The organism is Corynebacterium sp. CQ3829_602738 (genome assembly GCF_054478435.1).
Window position 1 is genome coordinate 2,495,147 of record NZ_CM137003.1, and the last position, 23,247, is coordinate 2,518,393.

21 protein-coding genes are annotated in these 23,247 nt (G+C 65.1%); 10 read left to right on the forward strand and 11 right to left on the reverse strand.

From position 1 onward, the window contains the following. Window positions 1-16 precede the first annotated feature (16 nt). From ACX1NL_RS11915 to ACX1NL_RS11955, 9 genes are all read right to left on the reverse strand, one after another. Window positions 17-1,864, reverse strand: a complete 1,848-nt coding sequence (locus ACX1NL_RS11915; protein ID WP_239356539.1) for a DUF2075 domain-containing protein — start codon at window positions 1,862-1,864, stop codon at window positions 17-19. A gap of 160 nt (window positions 1,865-2,024) precedes the next feature. Continuing rightward, window positions 2,025-2,510 (reverse strand): DUF4411 family protein, encoded by a 486-nt coding sequence (locus tag ACX1NL_RS11920; RefSeq protein ID WP_239356540.1) that lies wholly within the window; start codon window positions 2,508-2,510, stop codon window positions 2,025-2,027. 3 nt (window positions 2,511-2,513) lie between these two features. Next, window positions 2,514-3,647 carry an ImmA/IrrE family metallo-endopeptidase gene (locus ACX1NL_RS11925; RefSeq protein ID WP_239356541.1) on the reverse strand — a complete coding sequence of 378 codons (1,134 nt, stop codon included), beginning with the start codon at window positions 3,645-3,647 and terminating at the stop codon, window positions 2,514-2,516. Between the two features lie 15 nt (window positions 3,648-3,662). Then, complete coding sequence (locus ACX1NL_RS11930; protein WP_458898261.1) at window positions 3,663-4,793, reverse strand: DUF3322 domain-containing protein; 1,131 nt, start codon at window positions 4,791-4,793, stop codon at window positions 3,663-3,665. Next, window positions 4,780-8,067, reverse strand: coding sequence for an ATP-binding protein (locus ACX1NL_RS11935; RefSeq protein ID WP_458898262.1), 3,288 nt, complete (start codon window positions 8,065-8,067; stop codon window positions 4,780-4,782). Before ACX1NL_RS11935 ends, ACX1NL_RS11930 begins: the two co-directional genes overlap by 14 nt. Next, entirely contained in the window at window positions 8,064-8,663 is a 600-nt protein-coding gene (locus ACX1NL_RS11940) for a DUF4194 domain-containing protein (protein WP_070843844.1), read from the reverse strand. Before ACX1NL_RS11940 ends, ACX1NL_RS11935 begins: the two co-directional genes overlap by 4 nt. Beyond that, window positions 8,660-10,126, reverse strand: coding sequence for a DUF3375 domain-containing protein (locus tag ACX1NL_RS11945; RefSeq protein WP_239307243.1), 1,467 nt, complete (start codon window positions 10,124-10,126; stop codon window positions 8,660-8,662). Before ACX1NL_RS11945 ends, ACX1NL_RS11940 begins: the two co-directional genes overlap by 4 nt. A gap of 272 nt (window positions 10,127-10,398) precedes the next feature. Then, complete coding sequence (locus tag ACX1NL_RS11950; RefSeq protein ID WP_458898263.1) at window positions 10,399-11,577, reverse strand: IS1249 family transposase; 1,179 nt, start codon at window positions 11,575-11,577, stop codon at window positions 10,399-10,401. A 291-nt stretch (window positions 11,578-11,868) separates the two neighbouring features. Continuing rightward, window positions 11,869-13,308 (reverse strand): DUF5129 domain-containing protein, encoded by a 1,440-nt coding sequence (locus tag ACX1NL_RS11955; protein WP_458898264.1) that lies wholly within the window; start codon window positions 13,306-13,308, stop codon window positions 11,869-11,871. A 103-nt stretch (window positions 13,309-13,411) separates the two neighbouring features. Here ACX1NL_RS11955 and ACX1NL_RS11960 point away from each other — a divergent pair, with 103 nt between their 5' ends. From ACX1NL_RS11960 to ACX1NL_RS11975, 4 genes are all read left to right on the forward strand, one after another. Beyond that, window positions 13,412-13,879, forward strand: coding sequence for a hypothetical protein (locus tag ACX1NL_RS11960; RefSeq protein ID WP_311389728.1), 468 nt, complete (start codon window positions 13,412-13,414; stop codon window positions 13,877-13,879). 156 nt (window positions 13,880-14,035) lie between these two features. Next, window positions 14,036-14,392, forward strand: a complete 357-nt coding sequence (locus ACX1NL_RS11965) for a hypothetical protein (RefSeq protein ID WP_311389729.1) — start codon at window positions 14,036-14,038, stop codon at window positions 14,390-14,392. A gap of 144 nt (window positions 14,393-14,536) precedes the next feature. Further along, window positions 14,537-14,953 (forward strand): hypothetical protein, encoded by a 417-nt coding sequence (locus ACX1NL_RS11970; protein WP_311389730.1) that lies wholly within the window; start codon window positions 14,537-14,539, stop codon window positions 14,951-14,953. Window positions 14,954-15,126: 173 nt separating this feature from the next. After that, window positions 15,127-15,531, forward strand: a complete 405-nt coding sequence (locus ACX1NL_RS11975) for a hypothetical protein (RefSeq protein WP_181889377.1) — start codon at window positions 15,127-15,129, stop codon at window positions 15,529-15,531. A gap of 64 nt (window positions 15,532-15,595) precedes the next feature. Here the strand turns inward: ACX1NL_RS11975 and ACX1NL_RS11980 are convergent, their stop codons facing one another. Both ACX1NL_RS11980 and ACX1NL_RS11985 read right to left on the reverse strand, forming a co-directional pair. Then, the gene (locus ACX1NL_RS11980; protein ID WP_269952756.1) at window positions 15,596-16,303 is read right to left on the reverse strand and encodes a hypothetical protein; all 708 of its coding nucleotides are present in this window, start codon (window positions 16,301-16,303) and stop codon (window positions 15,596-15,598) included. A 284-nt stretch (window positions 16,304-16,587) separates the two neighbouring features. Further along, entirely contained in the window at window positions 16,588-17,820 is a 1,233-nt protein-coding gene (locus ACX1NL_RS11985; RefSeq protein WP_458898265.1) for a dicarboxylate/amino acid:cation symporter, read from the reverse strand. A gap of 87 nt (window positions 17,821-17,907) precedes the next feature. On the opposite strand from ACX1NL_RS11985, the gene ACX1NL_RS11990 reads away from it, so the two are divergent. The 6 genes from ACX1NL_RS11990 (at window position 17,908) to trpCF (ending at window position 23,236) form a co-directional block, all read left to right on the forward strand. Next, window positions 17,908-18,357, forward strand: a complete 450-nt coding sequence (locus ACX1NL_RS11990; RefSeq protein ID WP_239307387.1) for an SdpI family protein — start codon at window positions 17,908-17,910, stop codon at window positions 18,355-18,357. Window positions 18,358-18,363: 6 nt separating this feature from the next. Next, on the forward strand, window positions 18,364-18,573 hold the full coding sequence (locus tag ACX1NL_RS11995; protein WP_239307386.1) for a winged helix-turn-helix domain-containing protein: 210 nt from the start codon (window positions 18,364-18,366) through the stop codon (window positions 18,571-18,573). Between the two features lie 186 nt (window positions 18,574-18,759). Then, window positions 18,760-20,262: an anthranilate synthase component 1 gene (locus tag ACX1NL_RS12000; protein WP_458898266.1), complete on the forward strand. Its 1,503-nt coding sequence runs from the start codon at window positions 18,760-18,762 to the stop codon at window positions 20,260-20,262. Continuing rightward, window positions 20,259-20,870, forward strand: a complete 612-nt coding sequence (locus ACX1NL_RS12005; protein WP_458898267.1) for a glutamine amidotransferase-related protein — start codon at window positions 20,259-20,261, stop codon at window positions 20,868-20,870. Before ACX1NL_RS12000 ends, ACX1NL_RS12005 begins: the two co-directional genes overlap by 4 nt. Next, window positions 20,863-21,882 (forward strand): anthranilate phosphoribosyltransferase, encoded by a 1,020-nt coding sequence (trpD, locus tag ACX1NL_RS12010; protein WP_458898268.1) that lies wholly within the window; start codon window positions 20,863-20,865, stop codon window positions 21,880-21,882. Before ACX1NL_RS12005 ends, trpD begins: the two co-directional genes overlap by 8 nt. Continuing rightward, window positions 21,806-23,236, forward strand: a complete 1,431-nt coding sequence (trpCF, locus tag ACX1NL_RS12015; protein ID WP_458898269.1) for a bifunctional indole-3-glycerol-phosphate synthase TrpC/phosphoribosylanthranilate isomerase TrpF — start codon at window positions 21,806-21,808, stop codon at window positions 23,234-23,236. Before trpD ends, trpCF begins: the two co-directional genes overlap by 77 nt. Window positions 23,237-23,247: the final 11 nt, after the last annotated feature.

A 23,247-nucleotide genomic window follows, 5' to 3' on the forward strand; every position in this document is an offset into this window, starting at 1 on the left:
TGGGCCCGAAAGGGAACTAGTTCAACAGGGCGCGCAGGGCCTCGCGGGTCTGCGCGTCCGGAGAATACAAAATGGTACCGATCATCCCGCGCGTTAGCAGCACTTTGTACACGTGACGTACCAACAGATCGAAATCCTCGTCCGGCACCGTCTTCGGGTTGCGAAAGTGCGGGTCCTTGTTAGCGGAGCGGACGGTTTCGAAGCGCCCGTCCCGCCACACCAGATCCGGGCCAATGATTACGCCCGCCCAATCGAATTCGAAACCCTGGGCGGTGTACACGCAGCCAACCTGGTCGAAGCCGCCCTCTTGCGTCGCCCACAGCGCCGACGGGGGAGCGGTGCCGACGCGACGGTCCTCCTTGTTGTTCCACGGCCGAGCCCAGTCGCCGATCACCACGTCGTCGACCAACCCGTCCCGTTTTGCGTCGGACCATTGCCAGCAGTAGCCGGCGGAGATGCGGGCTGTATAGCCATTGTCGTTGCGCTCTCGCAGGCAGCGCTCCAGCTCCCACGGCGAATCGACGACCTCCACCACCAACGGGTCGTCGTCTGGGAGTGCGGCTTCAAACGGAACGCCGTCGTTAAGCCCGAGTATCTGCTCCACCCAGTCCACATACGCCGCGGACCCGCCGCACCGAAACTGCTCGTCCAGTTCAATACGCACGACCTCGAGACCTTGCGCGCGGGCGAACGCTTCGATCTCGCGGACGGAGCCGAGCTCGCCTTTGCGCACGACCTGGTGGTCGTCGAGAAGAAAAACTGGCACGCGGGCGGCGGAGATGAGCTCGTCGATCTGCAGGCGGTCGCTTCGGTCCGCGGCCCTGGTGAAGCGGTTGTTCGAGGTCTGCCGAATGCGGTGCGCCTCGTCCGCGATCAGTACGTCGATCTCATCCGGCAGCGCTTTGGTGAAGGAATTGAAGTACTTGAACAGGCTCTGCGTGTCCCTACTCCGGTGTCCCGCGACTTTGCGCATGGTCTGCGTGAACGACCTAGACCCGGTCGCATGCAGCACCGTTTTGCCTTCCCTGGCCAGCTCGCCCAGCGCGGATAGCGCGATCGCGGACTTGCCGCTGCCCGGGCCGCCGGACACCACGATGACCCGCTTCTTGGTGCCCGCCCGGTGTACTTCGTGCCTGATCATGTCCACCGCGAGCTGCTGGTCGCCCAGCAAGATGAACTGCTCGCGGTCGCGCACCTCGTCCGCGGCGACCTGCATGAGCTTTGTCGACGGCCGCACAGCCGACCCCAGCAGCACCTCCGCACTGCCGCCACCGCTCAGCCGTTCCTTCAAGTAGGAGCGCAATGCTTCTCGACGTCCTCCGGTAAACACCGGCACATCCCCACCCCTGAGAATCCCGACCAGCCCCTGGTCGCTTTCCGCACCGTGCAGGTACGCCACCGCGTCGACCCAGTCCTCGTGGTCGTGAAGGTTGACCAGGTAGTTGGTGAGGTAGCGCCGGTACCCGTCCACCTGACGCGCGGGGTGGAGCACCGGTTCTGGAAGACCCGTCACGGAAACGAGCGCGTCGTCGCCCTCGAAGGGTTCTGCCGCGGTCCACTGCTTCAGCTCTACGACGACGAAGGACGGATTCCCTGTTTCCGGGTGAGTGCCGGCCAGGATGACGTCGGCGCGCTGCGACGTGAGTGGAAGCGCGTACTCCAGCAGGACATCGACCGCGTCTAGACCAGCCGCTGCCAGATCCTCCGCGAGCGCCGGCAAGCTGTTGCGCCACGAGCGTTGTTCTGATTCCCCGACGGCGGTCTGGTAGTCGCTCATGTACTGCTGCAGCATTGTTTCCACCAGCGAATCGGGGTCGTCTGCGACCCGCATGAACTCCCGAGCGTTCAGGCGCAAACCCGCCATGGCAGCCTCCGTACACGACAAATCGTGCGACGTGGAGGCCTATCTGACCAGCGGGAAAGAAGCCTGTCGGGGTCGCGGTTATGTAAGCGAGGGTAGCAGTATCTGCGCCGTCGAAGTTCTCTTCTACAAACGAAGGGACTTCAACGGCGCGTCATTGCATCTACACGCTGACCTTGAGCTCTCGAAGAAACTCGAGCGTGTTGATGCAAGGCACATTGAACGCAGCCGCCGCATCTGGGATCTTTACCTTTCTCGTTCCTTGCGGCGCCGGAACCTCGTTCGTAACTAGCGTTGCGCCATGACGATAAGCGGAGGCCACAAGCCAAGCATCTGCAATGTCAACGAACTCGTCCGTCGCAGCTTGGCTGTAACCAGGCACTCGTTTATTTACCGCCCAGTCAGTGACCTCTGTATATGCGTCAACCTCCTCTTCGTCCGGGTGAAGAATCTGGAATGACTGCAGATGGTTCAGGTACCAATTCAGCGTTGGGTGGGCCCACCTTCTCATTTCTTGGTGGACCTCCACGTGGAAATAGATTTCAGGCGAGAAGAGGCTCGTCTCCAACTCCGTCCACAGCGATGGAAAAACATCCTGCGGATACACTGACGCCATCTGGCCTAGGAAATTTGTATCGACGAGATACACGGATCACACCGCTTTCCCGTGCTGCATCGCTGCGAGCTTAGATAGCGAGGCATAACTACTAGCACCGAGGTACCGTGCCGCGTCTCTTCCCGTAATCTGCCCATGGCTCCAGGCGCGAGTAACCGTGTCGAAGAAACGGCCGCCGACGCGCGAGCGCACCAATACGTGAAACGGAGGAGCGCCACTGCTTTCTCGCTGTTCAGACGAGCTTCCTTTGAGTATTCCAACCACGTTCGCAGCCTCTTCGCGCGAGGTGAAGTCCAGCTCAACTAGCCGCCAGAGCATCGCTTCCCGGCTCAGACCGAAGCGCTGCGAAAGCCGGTTTACTGCATCCAGCAAGTCCGCGTCAGCGTAGAGACGTTCCACCGCCTCCGCCGGAGCGATCACCGCAGCAGCGAACCGGTTGCACCAACGCTCGACGTCCGCATGCTCAGAGTGATCAGAGATACCGGTGCGCCCAAGAACAACGTGGCCCAATTCGTGGGCCAAGCTGAACAACTGGGCAGTTTTGGCATCCGCGGTGTTAACAAACACCAAGACGTAGCCGCCGTCTTCGATCGTGAAACCTCGGAACTCGCCGACGCTGAGCCCCCTCGAAGTTGTGTTCCCGACGATCGAGTTTCTCGCCACCAGGATTCCGTCTTCTTCCATGGCAGCAGCGAGCTCGGCTACTTTGTCGCTTCCCGGGAGTGGTTTGCCTCTCTCGATACCAAGAAGCTCCCTGGTTCGCTCTGCCGTTTCAGCCGGATGCTGCTCGATCGTGGCCGAGGCATACATCGTCGGCGGGGCGATACCCTCCTCAGCAGCAAAATCGGCGTACCAAGCGAGCCTGTTCTGACTCGAGCGGATAGTCTCCCGCAAATCGGCACTCACGGTGCCCATCGCCTTGTTCCCGACGGTCCGAAAGTCCGTCACTCCCACTCGCTCACCCGACGGCTCATCCAACAGCAAGCGGCCGAAAGGAATGCGAGCGAGCTTCGCGAGCTCCCTCGCCTGCTTCAGCGTTGGGCGAGTCTCACCCGAGTGCCACTGTGGAAGCTTGGGGAATCGCTTCTCCAATTCTGCTTCCGGCAGGCCAGTGCTTTCCAGCGCCCACGCAAGCATGTGGGGCTGGATATTGACCCGGACAGCACTCATGGCTGGGAGTTTAACCTAGCCGTCGACACCCCACACCGCCGCGAACTCCGGCATCGCCAACGCCCACTCCAACGACACGCGCTCCTGCTCCAATCGCTTCGCACCGGAGGCGACCAGGAACCGGCGGGCGCGTTCCTCGTCGTCGGTGAGGTGGGGGAGCACCCGGGTCGTGTCGCCGGGGTCGGCCACCGCGAGGTGCAGAAACCGCTCTACCGTCTCCACGTCCATGGCCACGCTGACAACGGGAACGGAAGCGCCGTCGGAAGCCAAGCGGGTGCGCAGCGCGTTCAGGATGGCGTAGCCGTCCGCATCCGCGTCGCCCCAGTACAGCACCCGGCGCGCCCCGCGCACCCACGGCAGCTCTGGCAGCGCGCCTGCGGTGTACCCGGAGCCCCACACCAGCACCGCGCCCGAGCCTTCGGGGGCTTGGGGCAGCGCCAGGAAGGTCTCTTTGTTCTCCACCACGATCACCACCAAACCGTCGGGCAAATCCAACGACCCAAACGGCACCGCCACGTCGACCAACCCCGGCGCGGGCGCAAGCGCGCCATCCAGAAACCGCACCCGCATCAGCCGGTCGCCCTCGGCAAGGCCCAGGTCAGCCACCCCAAGTAGGCGCTGCAGCAGGCCGCGGTGGGCGGCGATCCACTTGGTGTCCAGCCCTTCGATCGGCACGGCGCGGGCGCGCAGACCCGACGAAGGTTTCACGTGAAACCATCGCAGAGCGAGGCACAGGCGGGCGAAGTCGTCCTCGGACAACACCAACCAGGACGACCACGAATGCGCCGCCCGCTCCCGGAACTCAGGCCAATCCGGGAACAACTCCACCAACACCGCGAACCGCTCGCGGGCCAGCGCAACCTCCCCGGCGCGGCCGGCCACCTCGGCCACGCGGTCCCACCCGGTCAGCGTCACCCTCACGGGCACGTCCTGTTTGCCCAGACCCGCCCAGGACCGGGTGACCCACTCCACCTCCTCGGCAGGCTCCCAGGCCTGCCAGGCGCGGACGAATGCGCGGGCGGCGGCTTCGTCGGCAAGCACCTGCGCGCGTGTTGGGGGATGCAGGGGAACGGAGGTGGCCGAAGGTTCGTCGAGAAGCAAAAGCTCCATGTTGAACTTGACGGGCAGCTGGTCAGGCAGGCGCATGGGTATCAATGAGCTCGAAGGTGGAACGCGCGACGGGGTCCTCGGTGTAGTGGACCACGATGGTTCCGTCGACGTACGGGGAGAGGGTCTTGATCAGCTTCATCGGCGTGGCCAGCACCATGTGGAAACCGAAGCTTTCAAACACGTCCATCGCGGTGCGGGTGAACACGGGGTCGGCGCGGTCGAAGGCCTCGTCGAGCACCACGGTGGCGTAGCGGGGCACGTCCGCGTCCACGCCCGCCAGGCGGTAACGCAGCGCCGCGGCGAGGCAGAAGAACACGAGCTTCTGCGCCTGGCCGCCGGACAACGACGCGGAATCCACGTGGGTGTTGTGCACCGTGCCCTCGGCGTCCACCTCATTGCCCACGAACTTCACATGCCTGCGGGTGTCCAGCACAACGGTGCGCCAGCTGCGGTCAGCGCGCTCGGAGGAGCCGAGGCGGTCCATGATCTTGGCCAGGCGGTGGTAGCGCTCGATGGCGGTCTTCTCGTCCGCCTCGCTCAAGCTACCGGCGGTCGCCTCGCGCAGGTCCTGCAGGAAATCGCGCACGACGCGGTCTCGGTTGTCGCGGACCTCAATCTGCAGGTAGCGCCCCTCGGTGTACGGGGAGCGGCGCAGCGACGCGTTGATGGGGCCCAAGTTGGTCTCAATGTCGCCCTTCGCGCGCTGCAGCTCCTTGTAAATCGTGTTCAGGTGCATCACGGATTGGCCGTTGAGCAGGTCCAGGAAGCGGCCGCGGAACTCCGGGAGGCGGTCCGAGCGCAGCATCTCCAGCCGCGCGATGGCCTCGCCGGCGAAATCGGCCGTGGCCTGCAGCTCCGCGGACTCGGCCGACCACTGGGACTTGTAGTTGGCCAGGATGTTCACGACGGCGTTGCTGGACTCCGTGATCGTCTTCGCCGCCTGCTTCGCCTGCGCGTCCAGCTGCGCGGTGACCTTGAAGGCGCTGTCGCTCAAGTTCTCCGGGGTCAGGCGGCGCGTGGTGGCCGCGAGCATGGCCTCGAGCTGCTCCGCAAGCGCCGGATCCACCTCCACGTGCTCCGCCTCGATCCGCTTCAGCCGCGCCTGGTCGTCCTGCAGCACCCGCTTGGCCACGGCGAGCTCGTCGCGCACCTCGCGCAGCTCCTGCTCGGTGGCCTTCAACGTTTCAGAAGCCTCACGCAACGCCCGCTCCAGCTCCTTGGCTTCGGGGGAGGAGGTGAGCCGCTCAAGCTCAGCGCGCAGGCCCGCCAACTGCTCCTCGACGCTCGCGGTGTCCACGCTGGCCCACTCCATGGCGGCAATCCTCTTAGCCACGTCCACGTCGCTGGCCAGCGCCTCCTGCTTGCGCTTGACCTCCGCCAGGCGGTTGCCCGCCGCAGTGGTCGCACGTTTCGCCTCCGCAAGCTCAGCGCGCAGCGCCTCCACCTTCGCGTGGTTGGAGGAGCCGAGGCGGTAGTTGCGCCGCTCGCCCAGACGCAGCCGGTCGTTCTTCACGTACCGGGCGGAGCCGGTCTTATCCGCCGGGTTTCGCTCCAAACCGTCGATGGTGGCCGCGCGCTGGTCTTGCCGCTCCAACTCTTCCACGGTGCGTACCAAGGCGTAGTCGAAGGTCGTCTTCAGCATAAGCATCAGCCACGGGCGCATCGGGTGTTCCACCACGCGCACCTTGTGAAACAGGCTCAGCGGGTTCCTCGGGCCGCGCGGCACCTCCACGCCCTCGGGCACGGTGCGGTACTCCAGCCGCATCCCCAGGTGCCGCCCGTTGACCCAGCTGCTCACCTCCCGCTCGCGCTCCGCCGGCACCAAAAGTGTCGCCGCAAATCCGCCGAGCAGGCGCTGGATCACGGGTTCCCATTCGGCGTGCTCGGGCAGCACGTCGATAAGCTCGCCCACGTACGGCAGCTCGCGCACCGTCAGCCCGGTATCCGCGCACAGCTGCGCGCGCACCTCCACGTAGCGCTGGTCAATGTTGGAGGAGCGGTTGCCTAACGACGCCAACTCCGCCCCCACCGACGCCTCCGCGCCAGCAAGCCTCTCGTGTTCGCTTCGGGCATTGAACCACTCTTCGCGCAGGCGCTCCTCCTGCTCCGGCGCGGCCGCCAGCTCCGCCGACGCCTGGGCCTTCAGCTCCGCGAAGCGCTCGGTGTCCAACGCCCCGTCCAACTGCACCAGAGCCGCCAGTTCGCGCAGCTTCGCGCTCCGTACAGAAAGTTGGTGTTCCTCGCGGGCGATGTTGCGCTCGATCTCGCTCAAGCTCTGCCCGGCCACCTGCTCCCGCTGCACCACGGCGCGCTGCACAGCCGCCTGCTGCGCTTCCTTGCGGGCCTCGAGAGATTGCGCCTGCACTTCTAGGGCGGCGAGTTGGGCGGAGCTGACGTCGATACGCTCGCGCAGCTGCTTCGCCTCAATCGCACGCCGCACGTTGGGCAGGGCGGCAGACAGCGCAGCGGTGTTCTCCTGCGTCGCCTGCGCGTCCTTGAGCTTGGTGTTCAGGCCAGGCAGGGGAGCGAGCGTCTCAATCTGCTGGTGCACGTCCTCGAGCCGCTCGTACGCCTGGCGCAGGTCCTCGTGCGTGGCCACGGCGTCCTCCGCGACCTGGAACGTGCCCGGTACGTCCAGCATGTAGTTGCGGAACAGCTCGTCCATGCTGGACAGGGATTTCGCGGACTGCGTGCGGTGCAGCAGCATCTGCGCTTCCTCGCTGCCGATGCCCAGCTTGGAGCGGAAGCGGTTGGCAAACACGGAGTACTGCTCCGTGAACGTCACGCCGGCGGTCTTGTACTTCGCCTCCAGCTTTCGCTTGTCCAGGGAGTTCTGCAGCAGCGGCACAAACCCGTCCACGTCCACCTCGCTGGGGAAGATGCCGTAGAGCGTTTTCACCTGCGCTTCCTGCTGCTGGCCGGCGTTTAAGCGGTAGATCGCGGCGAGCGTGAGCACCTCGCTGCCGGCGCGGTAGGTCAACGCGACGATGCTGGCGGTCGCCCCGGAGCGCAGGTACTGGCTGCGGATCTCGCCGGTGGCCGGGTCCTCGCTGCGCCGCCACGCGCCGCGGATGTAGGACACGCGGCTGCGCCCCTTGTCGCGGCCCGTTTCCTGCTGGGCTGCGGCGTTGAAGCGCAGTTTGCCGGGAGGGACGAGCACGGCGGCGAAGGCGTCGATAAGCGTTGACTTGCCCGAGCCGGACGCGCCGGTGATCAAAAACCCGCGCTCGCCGACCGGGATGTCGTAGTAGCCGTCGAACGTGCCCCAGTTGACCAGCTGCACGCGCGCCAGACGGAATTGTGCTGTCACTGCTTATCCCCTTCCTGGGCCAGGCGCAGGTACTCCTCGCGCAGCGCGTGGACGGTGTCCGCGTCGAAGATGTGGCGCAGCACGGGGGAGACCTCCCAGCGGCCCTCGGTCTCCGTGTCGGTGAGCAGGCTGTACTTGCGGATGGTGTTCACCGCCGCGGTGAACCGCTTCTTAAACCCGGACTCGTCCCGGTTGTCCACCGCGCGGACGTAACTGATTGCGCCGTACAGCTCGTCTTCGCCCACCACGACGCGCTCGCCCGGGGTGGACATGCCCAGCTCGTGGCGCAGCTGCAGCAAAATCGCGGTTTGCAGGTGCGTCAGCGCCTCCGTGCGCAGCACCGGCGGCACCTTCACGTCCTCGTTGTCCGGGCGGACGTGGCGCGTGAACGCGATGCCGGCGTCCTCGTCCACCACCAGCTCCAAGAACACGTCGTGCAGCCGCGAGCGCAGCGCCTCCGTGTCGGTGGTGATGGCGTGCCACGTCTCCTTCTTCCGGTCAGCGGTGATCAGCGGGCCTTTGAGCAGGTCCACCAGTGCGCGCCGGGTTTCCTCGGACAGGGTGCCTGTGTCGCCCGTCCACAGCGGTTCCGTCATTGCATCTCCTTTACTGCTGCCGGGTCGAAGTGCCACCGCGGGACCGTCGCTAAGCGAATGCTCCCATCCTCTTCCTCAAAGCGCACCTCTTCGCTGCCGTCTTGCCGCACCCCGTGCTTGAGGGCCAGGTACACAAGGCCCACCACCGACCCCAAGCCCTGGGTGGCGGGGTGGCGCTCGAGCACCTTGCCTATCGACGCCCCTCCGGCCCGCCCCACCGTCTCACCCACCGCCGCAATCAGCTCCTCCAAATCGATCTCGCTTTCGCGCACCGCCTGGTAGAGCGCCTCCGCGTCGCCCTCTCCGGGCTCGAAGGCCTCTACCTCGGTTGTGATGACTTCCGCGCCGGGGTCTGCGAGCTTGATCTGCGCCACCGAGGCGATCTGCATGCCGATGCGCTGCAAGGGTGTGTCCATCTTGTGCGTGGCCGAAAGCTCCTCGCGCTCCGCGGCGTCGGCGGCGAGCTTGCGGGTGTCGCGCAACAGCTCGATCATGCGGCGGTCCTCGGCGAACTGCTCGCTGGCCACGTAGTTGCGCAGGTTGCGGGCCAGTCGCGTCATCATGCGGTTGACCTCGTAGCCGGCGTCCTCCATGTCGCGGAACAGGGTACGGAATTGCGCGCGCTCTTCTGCCGTCATCGCAGCGTTGTCGGCGCGCTCGAGCACCTGCCCGATCCACGTGTCCAGCCACGCGCCGCGCTCCGGGTCCACCACCAGCGAATAAAACGCGTTGAAACTTCTGCCCGCGTCGGATTCGCCGATCAGGTCCACGCCGGCAAAGATCTCGTCCAGCACGTCGCCTCGCGAGCCCTCCGGGTCCAACAGCTGGCGGCGCAGCTGCGAATTCAGCGTTTCCAGCTCGTGCCGCACGCGCGCGAAGTCGCCGGGGATCGCACTCGCCTGGCCCAGGATGTCGCCCACCCGTTCGCGCACAGTCGCTGGGGAGGGCAGCTCAAACTCACCGCGCTCCACCTGCGCAATCTCCGCCTCGATGCGCTCGCGTTCGGCCTCGAGGTGCTTCAGGCGCGAGTCGATGTCCGGGTCGGTGTCCCGCGCGAGGGCTTGCAGGGCATTGCTTATCGACGCCACCCGGCTCGCCGTCACCGCCGACCTCGGCGCACTGACCCTGTCCATCATGTGCAGGGCCGTGAGCGCTTGCTCGCTCGGCTCGAGCGTCTCGCCCGTTTCCTTGGTGCCGGACTTGCGCACGAGCCACCCGGCTTTGACCCAGTCGTTGCAGTACGCCTGGGGAGTCTTCGGGAGCTCGAAGGTGCCGCGCAGCACGGCAAAGTCGTCCGCCATGAGCTGGTAGAGCTGCTCCGCCGGCCTCGCCTCAGCGCCGCGTGGGAAGTGCTCCGCCACGACTGCCAGCAGCACCGGGGCGTTGTCCGCGTGCAGCAGGCGGATCGCGGCCGACTGCTCTTTCTCACGCTTATACGTCAGCGCCCGGGCCTGGATGGTCATGCCGGATATCTTCCCATAACCCCCTCCCACCTGCACCGAGAAACTTTTTCGCGCTACGTGTAGACACACTGGGGGCGATAGTCTATATTCGCTTTTGGGCCCCTCCGCCCACGGTCCATCCCCCCCGAGACCGGTTGAGCACTCACCCACCCCCCCATTTAGAGTGCGAGTAGGCGGAGGGGATTCCGCTATTCTTAGGCGTTTTTAAGCGGACACCCGCACAAAGGGGGTTAAACGACAAAAAGTGTGTCTGGCTCGGCGTGTCGTGGGGGTTAGATTTGGCCTTTTTGGATGCCGATTGAGTGGGTGTAGTCGGTGTCGATAGCGTTGTCGTAGAGGGCTGGTCGTCCGGTTTCGTGGTCGGCTTGGTTCTCGTTTCGGGTCAGGGTGGATACTTTGGCGAGTTGGCCCTGGCCCCAGTTGGACTGCCTGGCGATTCGTACTGGATCGTCAGGCAGTTCCGTTTTTAAGTAGAGCCACCAATCCAGCATGCGGCGTTGTCGTTCGCCTGATCTGCCGCGGTGGGTTCTGGCGAGCAGTTTGAGCTGGGCGTTGATGCCGCCTTCCAGGCTGTTGGTGGTGGATTTGATCCGCTCGGGCGCAAGGACTCCTGCTGGCGGGTTGAGGTAGACAAACAGCATCTCGGACCGCCAAAGATGGTTGAGGCTGTTGTAGGCCTTGCGCACGTTGTGGTGTGTCCACACCCGTGTCCATGCACCGGTTTTGGGGTCCTTGATCAGGGTTTTCTCGTCCATCCATGACCGGTAGATCGTGGAGAACTCGTGCAGCTGCGCACCCCATGCGGCGGCTTCATCCAGCGTGGTGATCCGGGTCAGTTTCAGCGCAAGTCGGTAGATGGTGCGCCCGGCATCCGTACGCGGGTTGCTGGTGGTGTAGCGGCGCACCACCCGTTGGGCGTGGACGAGGCAGCGTTGGATTTTCGTGGTCGGCCAGCACTTTTTGATTGCGCTGTAGGCTCCTTGGCCGCCGTCGATGACGGCGATGAGTGGGGCTTCGATGCGTTCAAGCAGGAGTTGGTAGTCGCGGGTGGTTTCGTGTTTGCACCAGTGCCAGGCGATCACGTGGTCGATTGTCGCCGCGATGATCAGGCAGCCGCCGGCGGTGTAGGTGCCGTCGAGGAAGATCTGGTCGTAGGCCCGCTTGTCGTGGCCTGCGGTGGGGTCTGGCACATCAACGAGCCAGAATGGTTCGAATCGACGTTGCAGCGTGCGCGGCGAGCACCCCACGCGGCGGGCAACAGTATCGAGGCTGGCGCCGGTGGTGAGGTGGTCGATGAAGGCGGTGAACGCCGCCGCGTTGGTGATGTCGCTTCGGCGTTTCACGCTGGAGGCGCCGCATTGTTTGCAGCGCCATCTGGTGGTGCCTTTGCTGGTGGTGCCGTTGCGTTTCATTTCACCGCCGCAGTAGCAGCGTGGTTGGTTCTTTGACATTGCGACACCACACCACGCCGCACATAGCACACCACGGCAGCCACACCGAGGATTGAACGCTCGAGACCCAGATATATGCCCCCGGAGCATATATTTCCCTGAAACCTACAGGTCAAGCCTCAGAAATCGCCGATTCCGGACACACTTTTTGTCGTTTAACCCCACAAAGGAGTGGCCCGCCACCTCGTGTTCTTAGGTGGCGGGCCGCGCTTCGAATTTCTCCGTGACTAAGTATAAACACGGATTGATTAAAGGAAAGTTTAAATTCAAAAAGTGTGTTAAATCACACCTTTAGAAGCTGGAGCTGCCACCCCCGGCGCTGAATCCCGAGGAAGACACGGAGCTGCTGCTCGAGGATGCCGCCTGATCCGCCTTCACGTTGGACTCGTGCCAGGCTTGCATGTGCACGTACGGGACGTACCCGCCGTACCAGAACCCGGATTCGTAGACCGCCGGCGCGGTGAGCTTCTCGCGCTCCTTGACGTCGCTGAACTGCTTCTTCCTCACCTGGTCCAGGATCACGCGGTAATCGCCGAGCACGCGCACGAAGTCGTCCACGTAGGTGGGGGAGGAGGGGTTGGCGTCCAGCGCCTCGATGCGCTGCATGAGCAGGTCTAGCTCCTGGCGCAGCCCGCTATCTTTCACCTCGCTGCGGGCGCGAAGCACGTCCTCGCGGATGGTGCTCAGGTCCGCCCGGCGCGTGGCCGGGTCGCCGTGCTCGACACCAAAGAGGCGGTCGATGTTGTCCTCGGCGTTGGAGACGTGGTCCACGGACTCGGCGGCGTCCGCAAGCTGTTTGCGGTGCTTGTACACGTCCTTGTCGTCGTCCATGTTGATCGAGCTCAGCCCCTGCGCGCCTTGCACCAGCTCGTTCATGCCCAGGAAGCGGTCGCGCACCTCGGCCCACTGGCGGCGCAGCGTCTCGTCCGCAAACGCCGAGGACAGCGAGTTCGCCCGCACGTCCACCTCGTCCAGGCGGCCCGCGAGGCGGGTGTACTCGTGGGTGACAAGCTCGTAGTCCTCGCGGGCTTTCGCAATTGCTTTACGACGATTGCTCCGCACCGCCACCACACCCGCACCAACCGCGGTGGCAGCGCCGAACCCGCCCATGCCGGCGCCGACGATCGCCCCGCCGCGGTCGTTTTTCGCGCGATCGAACTTCCGGTCCGACAGTCCGTCCGCATCCATGGCCAGGTTCGCCGTGCGGAACAGGCCGGAAGGAATGTTGCCTTCCTCCACGCCGGGTTTCATGGCATCCAGCAGGGATTCGCGATACGAGTCGTCGTCAAGCATGAGCTCTTGCGTGACATCGTCGCCGCCGTAAATGAACGCCTGTCGCGGATCCAGGCCGACGCCCACGAGTAGCACGCCGTCGGCGGGGCGGCCGTTTTCGCCCTTGGACTGGTCGATCAGCTCGGGGTACTGCGAGCGCAGGAGCTCCTCAACGTCGTCGAGGATGTTCTCGTGGTTGGTTTCGAACACCATGTAATGGAAATCCGTGACCACATCGGCGGCGTTGATGTTGGCGGTATCGCGCTGGAGACGCTGCTCGTCCTCGGGGGTGAGGACGTCCTGCGGGTCGTCGATAGTCGCACTCGGCGCGCCCGCGGCCTGGACGGTGAAGTGGTCGCGCTCCGGGGCGTCGATGGCGTTGTAGACGGCACCCGCACCACCAAGGCCCACAAGTGCGGCAACGCCGAAGATAGCGGCAATCTCTTTCATCATTCCCATGTGTTCAGGGTAACCCCGTGTAACGCAATGTGACTGGTGGGCGATACGCTCTTTACACGTGTCAGATCACTGGCAGGTACCCGATTTACTTAAGGAGATTGCCATGAAGCGCATCGCCACCGCTGCAGTCGCAGCAACCCTGTCCCTGTCCGCACTGTCCGCTCCGGCATTCGCCGCCGACGCTGACACCGCCCCGGCCAAGGAAAACCAGGGCAGCTCCGCCCAGGCTGAAGGCGACCAGGCTGGCGAGAAGGTCGGCTCCTCCGAGGTGTACAAGAAGTGCAAGGAGGAGAAGAAGGCCGAGTCCGAGAAGGGCAAGGAAGCCACCGCTGGTAAGGCCGCCACCGGCAAGGACGGCGACAAGGCCGAGCCGGGCAAGGAGAAAGGCTCCACCAACGCCACCGGTGAGTGCATCCAGCAGCTCATCGACAACCCGGACACCAAGCCCGGCATCCTGGGCCTGCTCATCGGCGTCCCGGTTGCCCTCATCGCCCTGATCGGCGCAGCAGCAGCGTTCTCCGGCGCTATCCCGGGCTTCTCCCTCCCGGCCCTGCCGGGCCTGCCGATGTAATTCGGCTCGCCTGAGCTTCTTACGGTCCGCTCCCATCGTGGGGCGGGCCGTTTGTCATATCTCGGTTTGGACACATTTTGTTGAGTTGCCCTGCAGCACTTCATGGATACGTGTTCTTCTTGCTCGAGGTAACCCAACCAACACAAGGAGAACCCCATGAAGCGCATCGCCGCAGCTGCGATCGCAGCAACCATGCCCCTGTCTGTCCTGGCCTCGCCGGCACATGCGGCGGAGGACGAGAAGACCTCGTCTGAGGTCTACCAGCACTGCCGTGGTCTGGTGGGCTCCGCGAATGAGAAGGAGAAGGAAGAACTGCGACAGAACGGCGGCTCCTCCAATCCGGACGCCGTGTGCATCAAGAGCATACTCAACAGCCCGAACTATCGCGGCGGTGTCATCGCTGTCTTGGTCGGTGTCCCGCTCGCCCTTGTGGCGCTACTTGGCGCAGCAGCCGCGGCTTCAGCCATGGTCCCGGGCGTTTCCCTCCCGAATATGCCAAAGCTGCCGGTATAGGAGCTCTTGTGTCTGTCCCGTCCCTGCTGGGGTGGTGCCACTTTTTGTCTCATTTTGAAAACGATTCGCTGAATCGGTTGAAAGCGTCTTTTAGACACGTGTTAACTCTTTGACAGGTAACCAAACCTACACAAGGAGAACACTATGAAGCGCATCACTTCCGCTGCCCTCGCAGCAACCATGTCCGTGTCCGTCCTCGCTGCACCGGCATTCGCCGCTGAAGGCGGCGAGAAGATGGGTTCCTCCGAGTGGTACCAGAAGTGCCTTAAGGAGCAGAAAGAGATCCAGCAGGAGATCGACAAAGCCCGAACTCCAGAAGAGAAGGAGCGTCTCGAGAAGGCTGTTAACAGAGTCTACGAAGAAGCGGGCATCGGCAGCTCCACCGATTCCGGTGTCTGCATCAAGGGCCTGACCCACGAGGACAGCGAGTATCGCTCCTCCGCCCTGGGCGTCCTGATCGGCGTGCCGCTCGCCCTCGTTGCTCTGCTCGGCGCGGCAGCGGCGTTCTCCGGCTCCATCCCGGGCGTTTCCCTCCCGGCGATCCCGGGCCTGCCGATGTAAATCGCGCCCCCAAATAACCCGGTTCCTGCAGCGCAGGGACCGGGTTATTGTTCTGCTACGAAGCAGTACGTCAGTTCCCCCTCCGCTCACAAGCGTTTCGCAGACAGGCTCCGTAGAAAGTTTGTGATCCGGGCGAGACACCCCGGGATAAATCCGACACGAGAAGGAGAATTATGTCTGCAAACACTCGTATTGCCGCATCGGCTACCGCACTCGTGCTGGCTGCCGCCGGCCTCACCGCCTGCAACGACAGCGACGGTGACACCGACACCACCAAGGAGGTCAGCTCCTCTAGCGCCGCCACCTCCGGCGGTTCTTCCTCCGGCAGCTCCAAGTCTGGCTCCTCTGCAGGCGGTTCCTCCGCGGGTGGCTCGGTTTCTGACGGTTCCGCGGGCGGCTCCATGTCCGGCGGCTCTTCCGCGGGCGGTTCGTCCGTTGGCGGCTCCGGCGACACCGGCCTAGGCGGCGCCGAGATGACCGATTCGCCGCTCGGCGGCGCCGAGGTCTCCGACTCCCCGTTGGGCGGGGCAGAGGCTCCGGAGCAGGTTGATCCGCTGAGCCCGCAGATGACGCCGTAAGCGCGGCACCCTAAAAGGCACCGGCCCGGAGTTTCCCTTCCTCCGCGCCGGTGCCTTTTCGCTGCTAGAACGGCTCCTGCACCGCGCGGGTGATCACCACGGCGTCGGCGTCAATGCGTTCGTGCAACTGCCTATCGACGTCCTCCGGTCCATCCGACGTCAACAACCACCCCGCCCACGCCTCCTTGCCGGGGGAGAAGTACCCGTCGCCCTTGCCGATGATGTTCAGCGTGGCATCTCGAAGCCACAGGGGACCGACCAGCGCCGCGTGCTCCGTGCCCTCGAGCGGGGCCACGTATGGCTGGTAGGCGACGGCGTTGAGGTCGGCCACGGTGTCGTCGAAAAGCTTCTGCGCAAGCAGCATGTGCTCGGGTGAGCCGAGGTAGACGATGGTGGTCAGCGACAAGGTGCCGTGCGGCTCGTCGCGGAGTGTGAGGTCGGTCAGGCCGCCGAGGCTGGCGGGGAGGTGCGTCGGCGCGTCGTGGTCCTCGAAGAAGAATTTCTCGAAGGCGTTGTCACGGTTGGTGGTGGCAAAGTCCACGAGCGCGTTGAGCTCGTACAGCCGCATCTGCTCCGGGGCGGGGAGGTTGTCGTAGGCCGCCTGGCAGCGCAGGTCCCAGAGGGTGAATTCGTCCTCGATGGGGTGCGGGCGAGGGGAGACCGCCGAGATGACAGCGCCACTCGTTTCGATGCGCTCGCGGTAGAGCTCGTACGCCTCCTCGAGGTCGCGCTCGTGGGCCACGAAGTGGGTGGTGACGATCTCGAAGGGCATGCGCAAGAGGGTAGTCGATTGCGTCGGGCGCGGGGCAGTGCGGGAGCTGGCAATGTTTCACGTGAAACCTATTGGGCCTCACTTTCTACAGTGACGCGCTCACTTTTACAGTGAGAGCCCATTTTTCCCTCTCTTTTTACAGTGACGCCCTCTGTTTTTACAGTGACGCCGTCTCTTTTTACAGTGAGGACCCTCCCAATACAGTGACAGCCCATAGTTTCACGTGAAACACGGGCAGAAGAAAACCGCCCCGGAGGGCGGTTCAGCGCGGCAGCAGGGGACTGCTACACGGCGGTGGAGCCGGATGCGGGGGCGACCGAAGGCTCGTCGATAGGCGACTGCTTGTGCAGCTTGCCCGACGCGAACTTATTCACGATCAGCGCGACCGCGCCGTCGCCCGTGACGTTGGCGGCGGTGCCGAAGGAATCGACGACGATGTAGGACGCGATCATGAGCGAGAGCATCGAATCGTCGAAGCCGAGGTTGGACTGCAGCAGGCCCGCGGCCGCCATGATGGCGCCGCCCGGCACACCCGGGGCCGCGATCATCATGATGCCCAGCAGGAGGATGAAGCCGAAGATCTGACCGCCCGAGATGTCCAGGCTGGCCATGTAGACGATGGACAGGGCGTAGAGCATGATCTTCATCATCGAGCCGGACAGCTGGATCGTCGCGCACAGCGGGACCACGAAGCCGGCGACGTCCTCGTCCACGTTGTTCTTCAGCGTGGACTCGTAGGTGACCGGGATGGTCGCCGCGGACGACGAGGTGCCCAGCGCGGTGAAGTATGCCGGCAGCATGTTCTTCAGTGCCTTGAACGGGTTCACGCCCGCAACCACACCGGCCACGAGGTACTGCAACAGGACGACGACCAAAGTCATGACCACGGACAGCAGCAGCACCACGCCCATGGCGGCCATGGTGTCGCCGAAGTTCTCGTTCATGCCCAGGCCCAGGAAGGTGCCGAAGATGTACAGCGGAAGCAGCGGGATCACGAAGGTGACCACGACCTTGAGCACGACGTCGTTGAGCTCCTCCAGCACGTTGTAGAGGTTGTCGGACTTCACCGCGGTCATGGCCAGGCCCACCACGAACGCGAGCAGCAGCGAGGACATAATCGCCAGCGGCGGCGGCATCTCCACGGTGAAGTAGGGGGTCAGGCCGCCCTCGTCGGGGTCAGCCACGTTGGTGATCAGGTCCTTGCCCGACAACAGCTTCGGGTACAGCGCGCTACCGGTGCCCCAGGCGATCAGGCCGGAGATGACGGTGGAACCGAACGCCACGCCCGCGGTGATGCCCAGCCACTTGCCGGCGCCGCGGCCCAGACCCGCGATGGCGGGCGCGATAAGCGAGAAGATCAGCACCGGCACGAAGAAGCCGAGGAAGTTGGAGAACAGGCCGTTGAAGGTGATAAAGACACGAGCAAGCCAGTCCGGGAAGAACAGGCTGCACAGGAACCCGAGAAAGATGGCGACAACTACCCAGAAGAGTAGCGACCCTAAGAGCTTACTTTTCATGTGTCCAGAGTAGCCGGTAATTATACAGCACACTGCATTTTGTTGCCCTTTTCCTTCGTGTCTGCCCACGCCGTATGCTTGGAAGCCATGAGCCCGTTTGAAAATATGAGCACTCTCAACGTCGTTGTCGGCATCATCTTCATCCTGCTGACCCTGCTTCTGCTCATCCCCGGCGCGCTCGCCGCCGGAGGCAAGCTGCCGGGCAACAAGTGGTTCGGCCTCCACGTCCCGGCGGTGCGCAAAGACCGCGCGATCTGGGATCAGGCGCACAAGGTCGCTGGCCCGTTTTGGGTGCTGGCGGGCGTGGCGCTGGCGTTCGGCGCCGCGTTTTCCTTCATCGCGTCCGGCTGGATGTGGCTGCTGCCGGCGGTGGCGCTGGTGGCGGCCGTCGTCGCGGCGTCGCTCGGCGGCAACTTCGGCGCGCGTGCGGCCGCGGCCGTGGAGCAGGCGCGGGAGCAGCAGGCGGAGGAGCCCAAGCCCGCGGTGAACATTGATGCTTTACGACGAGCCGCCGGCCACGCCGACGACCAGAAGTAGGTGCCCATGACTTGGCAAGAAGCGATCCTGGATGTGTTGCGCGAGGCGGGGGAGCCGATGGCGTACAAAGACATCGCCGCCGAGATCGTCCGCCGCGCCCTGGTGGACGCCCCGCACACGAACCCGGAGGTTGCCACCCACGCCGCGATTACCGGGCTGAAGGTGGACGGCCTCGTCGCCGCCGCCCCGCGCGGACGGTACCAACTCCCTGAATAAAAATCCCTGCGGAATTTCGGTTCCGCTATAGTTGTCCCTTGTGACGTACACGACTTCTTTGAACTGGTGGTGGCTCGCCTAACTGGCGCGCCACCTACGAAGTCACGGCCCGCCAGCTTGCACCCCAAGCGCCGCGGGCCCTTTTTTCACCCTCGGTGCGACGAATACGAAAGAACCGAGGACCAGATGCAATACACCCACCGCGAGGTGCGCTACCACGAGGACGTGGCCAGCCTCTTCGCCCACATCGGCGGACTCGACGCGGACGATTCCGTGCTACTCGAGTCCGCCGACATCACCACCCGCAACGGCCTGCAGTCCGTGGCGGTCTTACGCGCCTCGGTGCGCGTGACCTGCACCGGTAGCCGCGTTGAGGTTCAGCCGCTCACCCCGTCGGGCAAGGTCATCGCCGCGGATCTGGGCCTGGAGGACTACCGGGTGGGGGAGGGCGTCTACGAGTTCCCCGCATCACGCGCCGCCGACGAGCGCGAGCGCCTCACCGCCCCGTCCACCGCCGACGTGCTCCGCGCGCTGACCACCCGCGCCGGCTACGGCAACGAGGACTTCCCCTTCCTCGCCGGCGGCTTCGCCTACGACTACCTCGATTCCTTCGAGCAGCTGCCGGATGTGGCAGAGGGCCCGAACACCTACCCGGACTTCCAGTTCGTGCTCGCCGAGGTGCTCCTGCGCGTCAACCACGAGAACGGCACGGCGTACCTCGCCGGGGTGGATGCCGCGGGTGAAGGCATCGACCTCGAGCCGCTCGCATCGCTTATCGACGGCCCCGTGCCCGCCTATCAGCCTTCCACCGGGGCGGCGGAGCGTGCCGTCGTCAAGGCGACTGTGTCCGACGCCGACTTCCGCGGGCACGTGGAGGGGCTCAAAGAGCACATCGCGGACGGGGACATCTACCAGGTGGTGCCGGCGCGCGCGTTCACCGCGGAGTGCGCGGACGCGTTCGGGGCGTACCGCAGGCTGCGCGAGTCCAACCCTTCGCCGTACATGTTCTACCTGCGCGGCCCCGGCTACGAGCTGTTCGGCGCCTCGCCGGAATCCAACCTGAAGTTCGACCACACAACGCGCCAGGTGGAGCTGTACCCGATCGCCGGCACCCGCCCGCGTGGGCTGAATCCGGACGGGACGGTCAACCACGAGCTGGACACCCGCATGGAGCTTGAGCTGCGCACCGACGCCAAGGAGGTCGCCGAGCACACCATGCTGGTGGACCTGGCCCGCAACGACATGGCCCGCGTTGCCGAGCCGCGCACCCGCCGCGTCCGCGAGCTTCTGCAGGTGGACCGCTACTCCCGCGTGATGCACCTGGTCAGCCGCGTCACCGCGACGCTGGCTTCGGACCTGGACGCGCTGGACGCCTACCGAGCCTGCATGAACATGGGCACGCTCACCGGCGCCCCGAAGCTGCGCGCGACCGAGCTGCTGCGCGGGGTGGAGGGCACGCGCCGCGGCTCCTACGGCGGGGCAGTGGGCTACCTGCACGGTAGCGGCGACTTCGACACCTGCATTGTCATCCGCTCCGCCTTCGTGGCCGACGGTGTGGCCACAGTGCAAGCCGGCGCCGGCGTGGTTCGCGATTCCATCCCGCAGGCCGAGGCCGACGAGACCCTGCACAAGGCCTACGCGGTGCTCCAGGCACTCGCCGCGGGCCGCGAACTGGAGGTGCGCAAATGATCGTTTTGCTGGATAACCAGGACTCTTTCGTTTACAACCTCGTCGACGCGCTCGCCGGCTTCGACACCGTGGTCTACCGCAACACCGTTTCCGCCGACACGGTGCTCGGCGCGGACCCGGAGCTCATCGTGCTCTCGCCCGGCCCGGGCTACCCCGCGGCCGCCGGCTGCATGATGGAGGTCATCGAGCGCGCGCAGGGCCACATCCCCATCCTGGGCATTTGCCTGGGTTACCAGGCGCTCATCGAGCACTTCGGCGGCCGCGTGCGACCGTGCGGCCCCGAGCACGGCACCTCGGTGCCCATGCAGCTGACTCAACCGCACCCGCTTTTCGACGGCCTCACGGTCGGCGGCGCCCCCGGCCACCCCGGCCTGGACGTGCCGGTTGCCCGCTACCACTCCCTAGGCGCTTCCGAAGCGCCCAACGGAATCACTCCGCTGGCCTGGACGGACACCCAGATCGGCGAGGTGATCATGGCCGCCGAGACCGAGGACGGCTACTCCATCGGCTTCCAATTCCACCCCGAATCCATCCTCACCCCCGCAGGGCCCCAGCTTCTGGAGCGCTGCGTGGAACACCTGCTGCAGAAAGGACGCGACAATGGCTGACCACGTTGAGATCTTCCGCCGCTTCATCAACAACCCCGCCCCGACCTTGGAGGACGCGGTTGAGGCGTTCACCCCGCTGACCGTCGGCGACTACGACGACGTCCACATCGCGGCGCTGCTTGCCACCATCCGCACCCGCGGCGAGACCTTCGCCGACATCGCGGGCGCGGCCAAGGCGTTTCTCGCGGCGGGCCGCCCGTTCCCGGTGACAGGGGAGGGGATCATGGACACCGCGGGCACCGGTGGCGACGGCGCGAACACAATCAACATCACCACCGCCGCCTCCCTCGTCGCGGCCGCCGGCGGGGTGAAGATGATCAAGTGCGGCAACCGCTCGGTGTCCTCCAAGTCCGGCTCGGCCGACGTGCTGGAGGCGCTGAACATCCCGCTGGATCTGGACCCGGACCGCGCGGTGCGCCAGTTCGAGTCCTCGAACTTCACCTTCCTGTTCGCCCCGGCGTACAATCCCGCTATCGCCTTCGTGCAGCCAGTGCGCAAGAAACTCGGCGTGAGCACGCTTTTTAACACGATGGGCCCATTATTGAGTCCCGCACGACCGGAATTCCAAATTATGGGTATCGCAAATCCTGGGTTGGGACCAACTATTGCGGAGACCATGAAAACCCTCGGGCGATCCCGCGCGCTTGTGGTCCACGGCGCCGGCACCGACGAGATCGCCGTCCACGGCGACACCCTCGTCTGGGAACTCAAGGACGGCGAGATCTCGCACTATACGGTGGCGCCGGCGGAGCTTGGCGTCGATAAGCATACGCTCGAGGCCCTCCGCGGGGGCGACGGCGAGGAGAACGCCGCCGCCATGCGCGCGACGTTTGCGGGGGAGGGGCCGGCCGCGCACCGCGACGCCGTTGCCGTGAACGCCGGCGCGATGTTCTACCTCTACGGCATGGCGGACTCGCTCGCCGAGGGCACCGCACATGCGAAGCAATTGCTTGCCGACGGCTCCGTGTCCCAGTGGCTGCGCACCCACGAGGAGGCGGACTACAGTGGCTAAGATTTTGACCGAAATTGTGGCGAATCGTAACCGTCACATTGACGGAATACGTGCGCGTGTGGGTCACGTTCGTTTCGACACGTTACGGTATTCCGAGCGATCCCTCTACGACGCATTGGCCGCCCCCGGCGCCTCCTACATCATGGAGTGCAAGTCCGCCTCGCCCTCACTCGGCACGATCCGCCGGGACTACAAGCCGGGGGAGATCGCGAGCGTGTACTCGCGCTACGCGTCGGCGATCTCCGTGCTGTGCGAGCCCGACTACTTCGGCGGGGACTACGACCACCTCGCCACCGTCGCCGCCACCACGCACCTGCCGGTGCTGTGCAAGGACTTCATCGTCGACGAAGTGCAGATCTACGCCGCCCGCTACTTCGGCGCAGACGCGGTGCTGCTGATGCTGTCGGTGCTATCCGACGAGGAGTACGCACACCTCGCCTCGGTGGCGGAGTCTTTGCGCATGGACGTGCTCACCGAGGTCATCGACGAGGACGAGGCGGCCCGGGCGACCCGGTTGGGCGCGAAGATCTTCGGCGTGAACCACCGCAACCTCCACGACCTATCCATCGACCTCGACCGCTCCGCACGCCTGGCCGCACTCGCGTCGGACGGGGCGGTGGTGGTTGCCGAGTCCGGCATCCGCGACGCCGCGACCGTCCGCCGCCTCGGCGGGCACTCCGACGGGTTCCTCGTCGGCTCGCAGCTGTCCTCCCAGCCGGACATCGACCGCGCCTGCCGCGAACTGGTCTACGGCCCGAACAAGGTCTGCGGCCTGCGCTCGGCATCCGCGGCCCAGGCGGCGAAGGCGGCCGGCGCGGTGTACGGCGGGCTCATCTTCGAGGAGGCCTCCCCGCGCAATGTTTCACGTGAAACGGCCGCGGAAATCATCGGCGCTGAGCCGGGGCTGGAGTACGTCGCGGTGTCGCGCCGCACCTCCGGGTACGACGAAATTGTGCAGCACGGCATCACCGCCGTGCAGGTCCACGCCCCGTACCAGGGCTCGCTCGAGGCGGAGCGCGCGTTGATCGAGCGCGTCCGCGCGGAACTGGGCGTCCAGGTATGGCGCGCTGTCGACATGACCGGGCCCAATGATGCGGCGGGCGTGGCGGAGCTCGTCGACAAGCTAGTGCTCGATTCCGGCGCCGGCGGGACGGGGGAGCGGTTCGACTGGTCAAGCATCCCCACCACCGACGCGCTGCTCGCCGGCGGGCTGACACCCGACAACATCGACGCCGCGCTGCGCACCGGCTGCACCGGACTCGACCTCAACTCCGGCTTCGAAGACCCCCGCGGACACAAGGACGCCGCCGCATTGCGATGCGGCTTCGCCACCATCCGCGACTTCCACAATTAAGGACTGACACA

Coding starts and splice junctions, on each gene's coding strand:
- ACX1NL_RS11965 (WP_311389729.1), top strand. CDS start 14,036: ATGAAGCGCATCGCCGCAGCTGCGATCGCAGCAACCATGCCCCTGTCT.
- ACX1NL_RS11995 (WP_239307386.1), top strand. CDS start 18,364: ATGACTTGGCAAGAAGCGATCCTGGATGTGTTGCGCGAGGCGGGGGAG.
- ACX1NL_RS11955 (WP_458898264.1), bottom strand. CDS start 13,308: ATGGGAATGATGAAAGAGATTGCCGCTATCTTCGGCGTTGCCGCACTT.
- trpCF (WP_458898269.1), top strand. CDS start 21,806: ATGCGAAGCAATTGCTTGCCGACGGCTCCGTGTCCCAGTGGCTGCGCA.
- ACX1NL_RS11940 (WP_070843844.1), bottom strand. CDS start 8,663: ATGACGGAACCGCTGTGGACGGGCGACACAGGCACCCTGTCCGAGGAA.
- ACX1NL_RS11930 (WP_458898261.1), bottom strand. CDS start 4,793: ATGCGCCTGCCTGACCAGCTGCCCGTCAAGTTCAACATGGAGCTTTTG.
- ACX1NL_RS11970 (WP_311389730.1), top strand. CDS start 14,537: ATGAAGCGCATCACTTCCGCTGCCCTCGCAGCAACCATGTCCGTGTCC.
- ACX1NL_RS11990 (WP_239307387.1), top strand. CDS start 17,908: ATGAGCCCGTTTGAAAATATGAGCACTCTCAACGTCGTTGTCGGCATC.
- ACX1NL_RS11915 (WP_239356539.1), bottom strand. CDS start 1,864: ATGGCGGGTTTGCGCCTGAACGCTCGGGAGTTCATGCGGGTCGCAGAC.
- ACX1NL_RS12000 (WP_458898266.1), top strand. CDS start 18,760: ATGCAATACACCCACCGCGAGGTGCGCTACCACGAGGACGTGGCCAGC.
- trpD (WP_458898268.1), top strand. CDS start 20,863: ATGGCTGACCACGTTGAGATCTTCCGCCGCTTCATCAACAACCCCGCC.
- ACX1NL_RS11950 (WP_458898263.1), bottom strand. CDS start 11,577: ATGTCAAAGAACCAACCACGCTGCTACTGCGGCGGTGAAATGAAACGC.
- ACX1NL_RS11925 (WP_239356541.1), bottom strand. CDS start 3,647: ATGAGTGCTGTCCGGGTCAATATCCAGCCCCACATGCTTGCGTGGGCG.
- ACX1NL_RS11980 (WP_269952756.1), bottom strand. CDS start 16,303: ATGCCCTTCGAGATCGTCACCACCCACTTCGTGGCCCACGAGCGCGAC.
- ACX1NL_RS11945 (WP_239307243.1), bottom strand. CDS start 10,126: ATGACCATCCAGGCCCGGGCGCTGACGTATAAGCGTGAGAAAGAGCAG.
- ACX1NL_RS11975 (WP_181889377.1), top strand. CDS start 15,127: ATGTCTGCAAACACTCGTATTGCCGCATCGGCTACCGCACTCGTGCTG.
- ACX1NL_RS11960 (WP_311389728.1), top strand. CDS start 13,412: ATGAAGCGCATCGCCACCGCTGCAGTCGCAGCAACCCTGTCCCTGTCC.
- ACX1NL_RS12005 (WP_458898267.1), top strand. CDS start 20,259: ATGATCGTTTTGCTGGATAACCAGGACTCTTTCGTTTACAACCTCGTC.
- ACX1NL_RS11985 (WP_458898265.1), bottom strand. CDS start 17,820: ATGAAAAGTAAGCTCTTAGGGTCGCTACTCTTCTGGGTAGTTGTCGCC.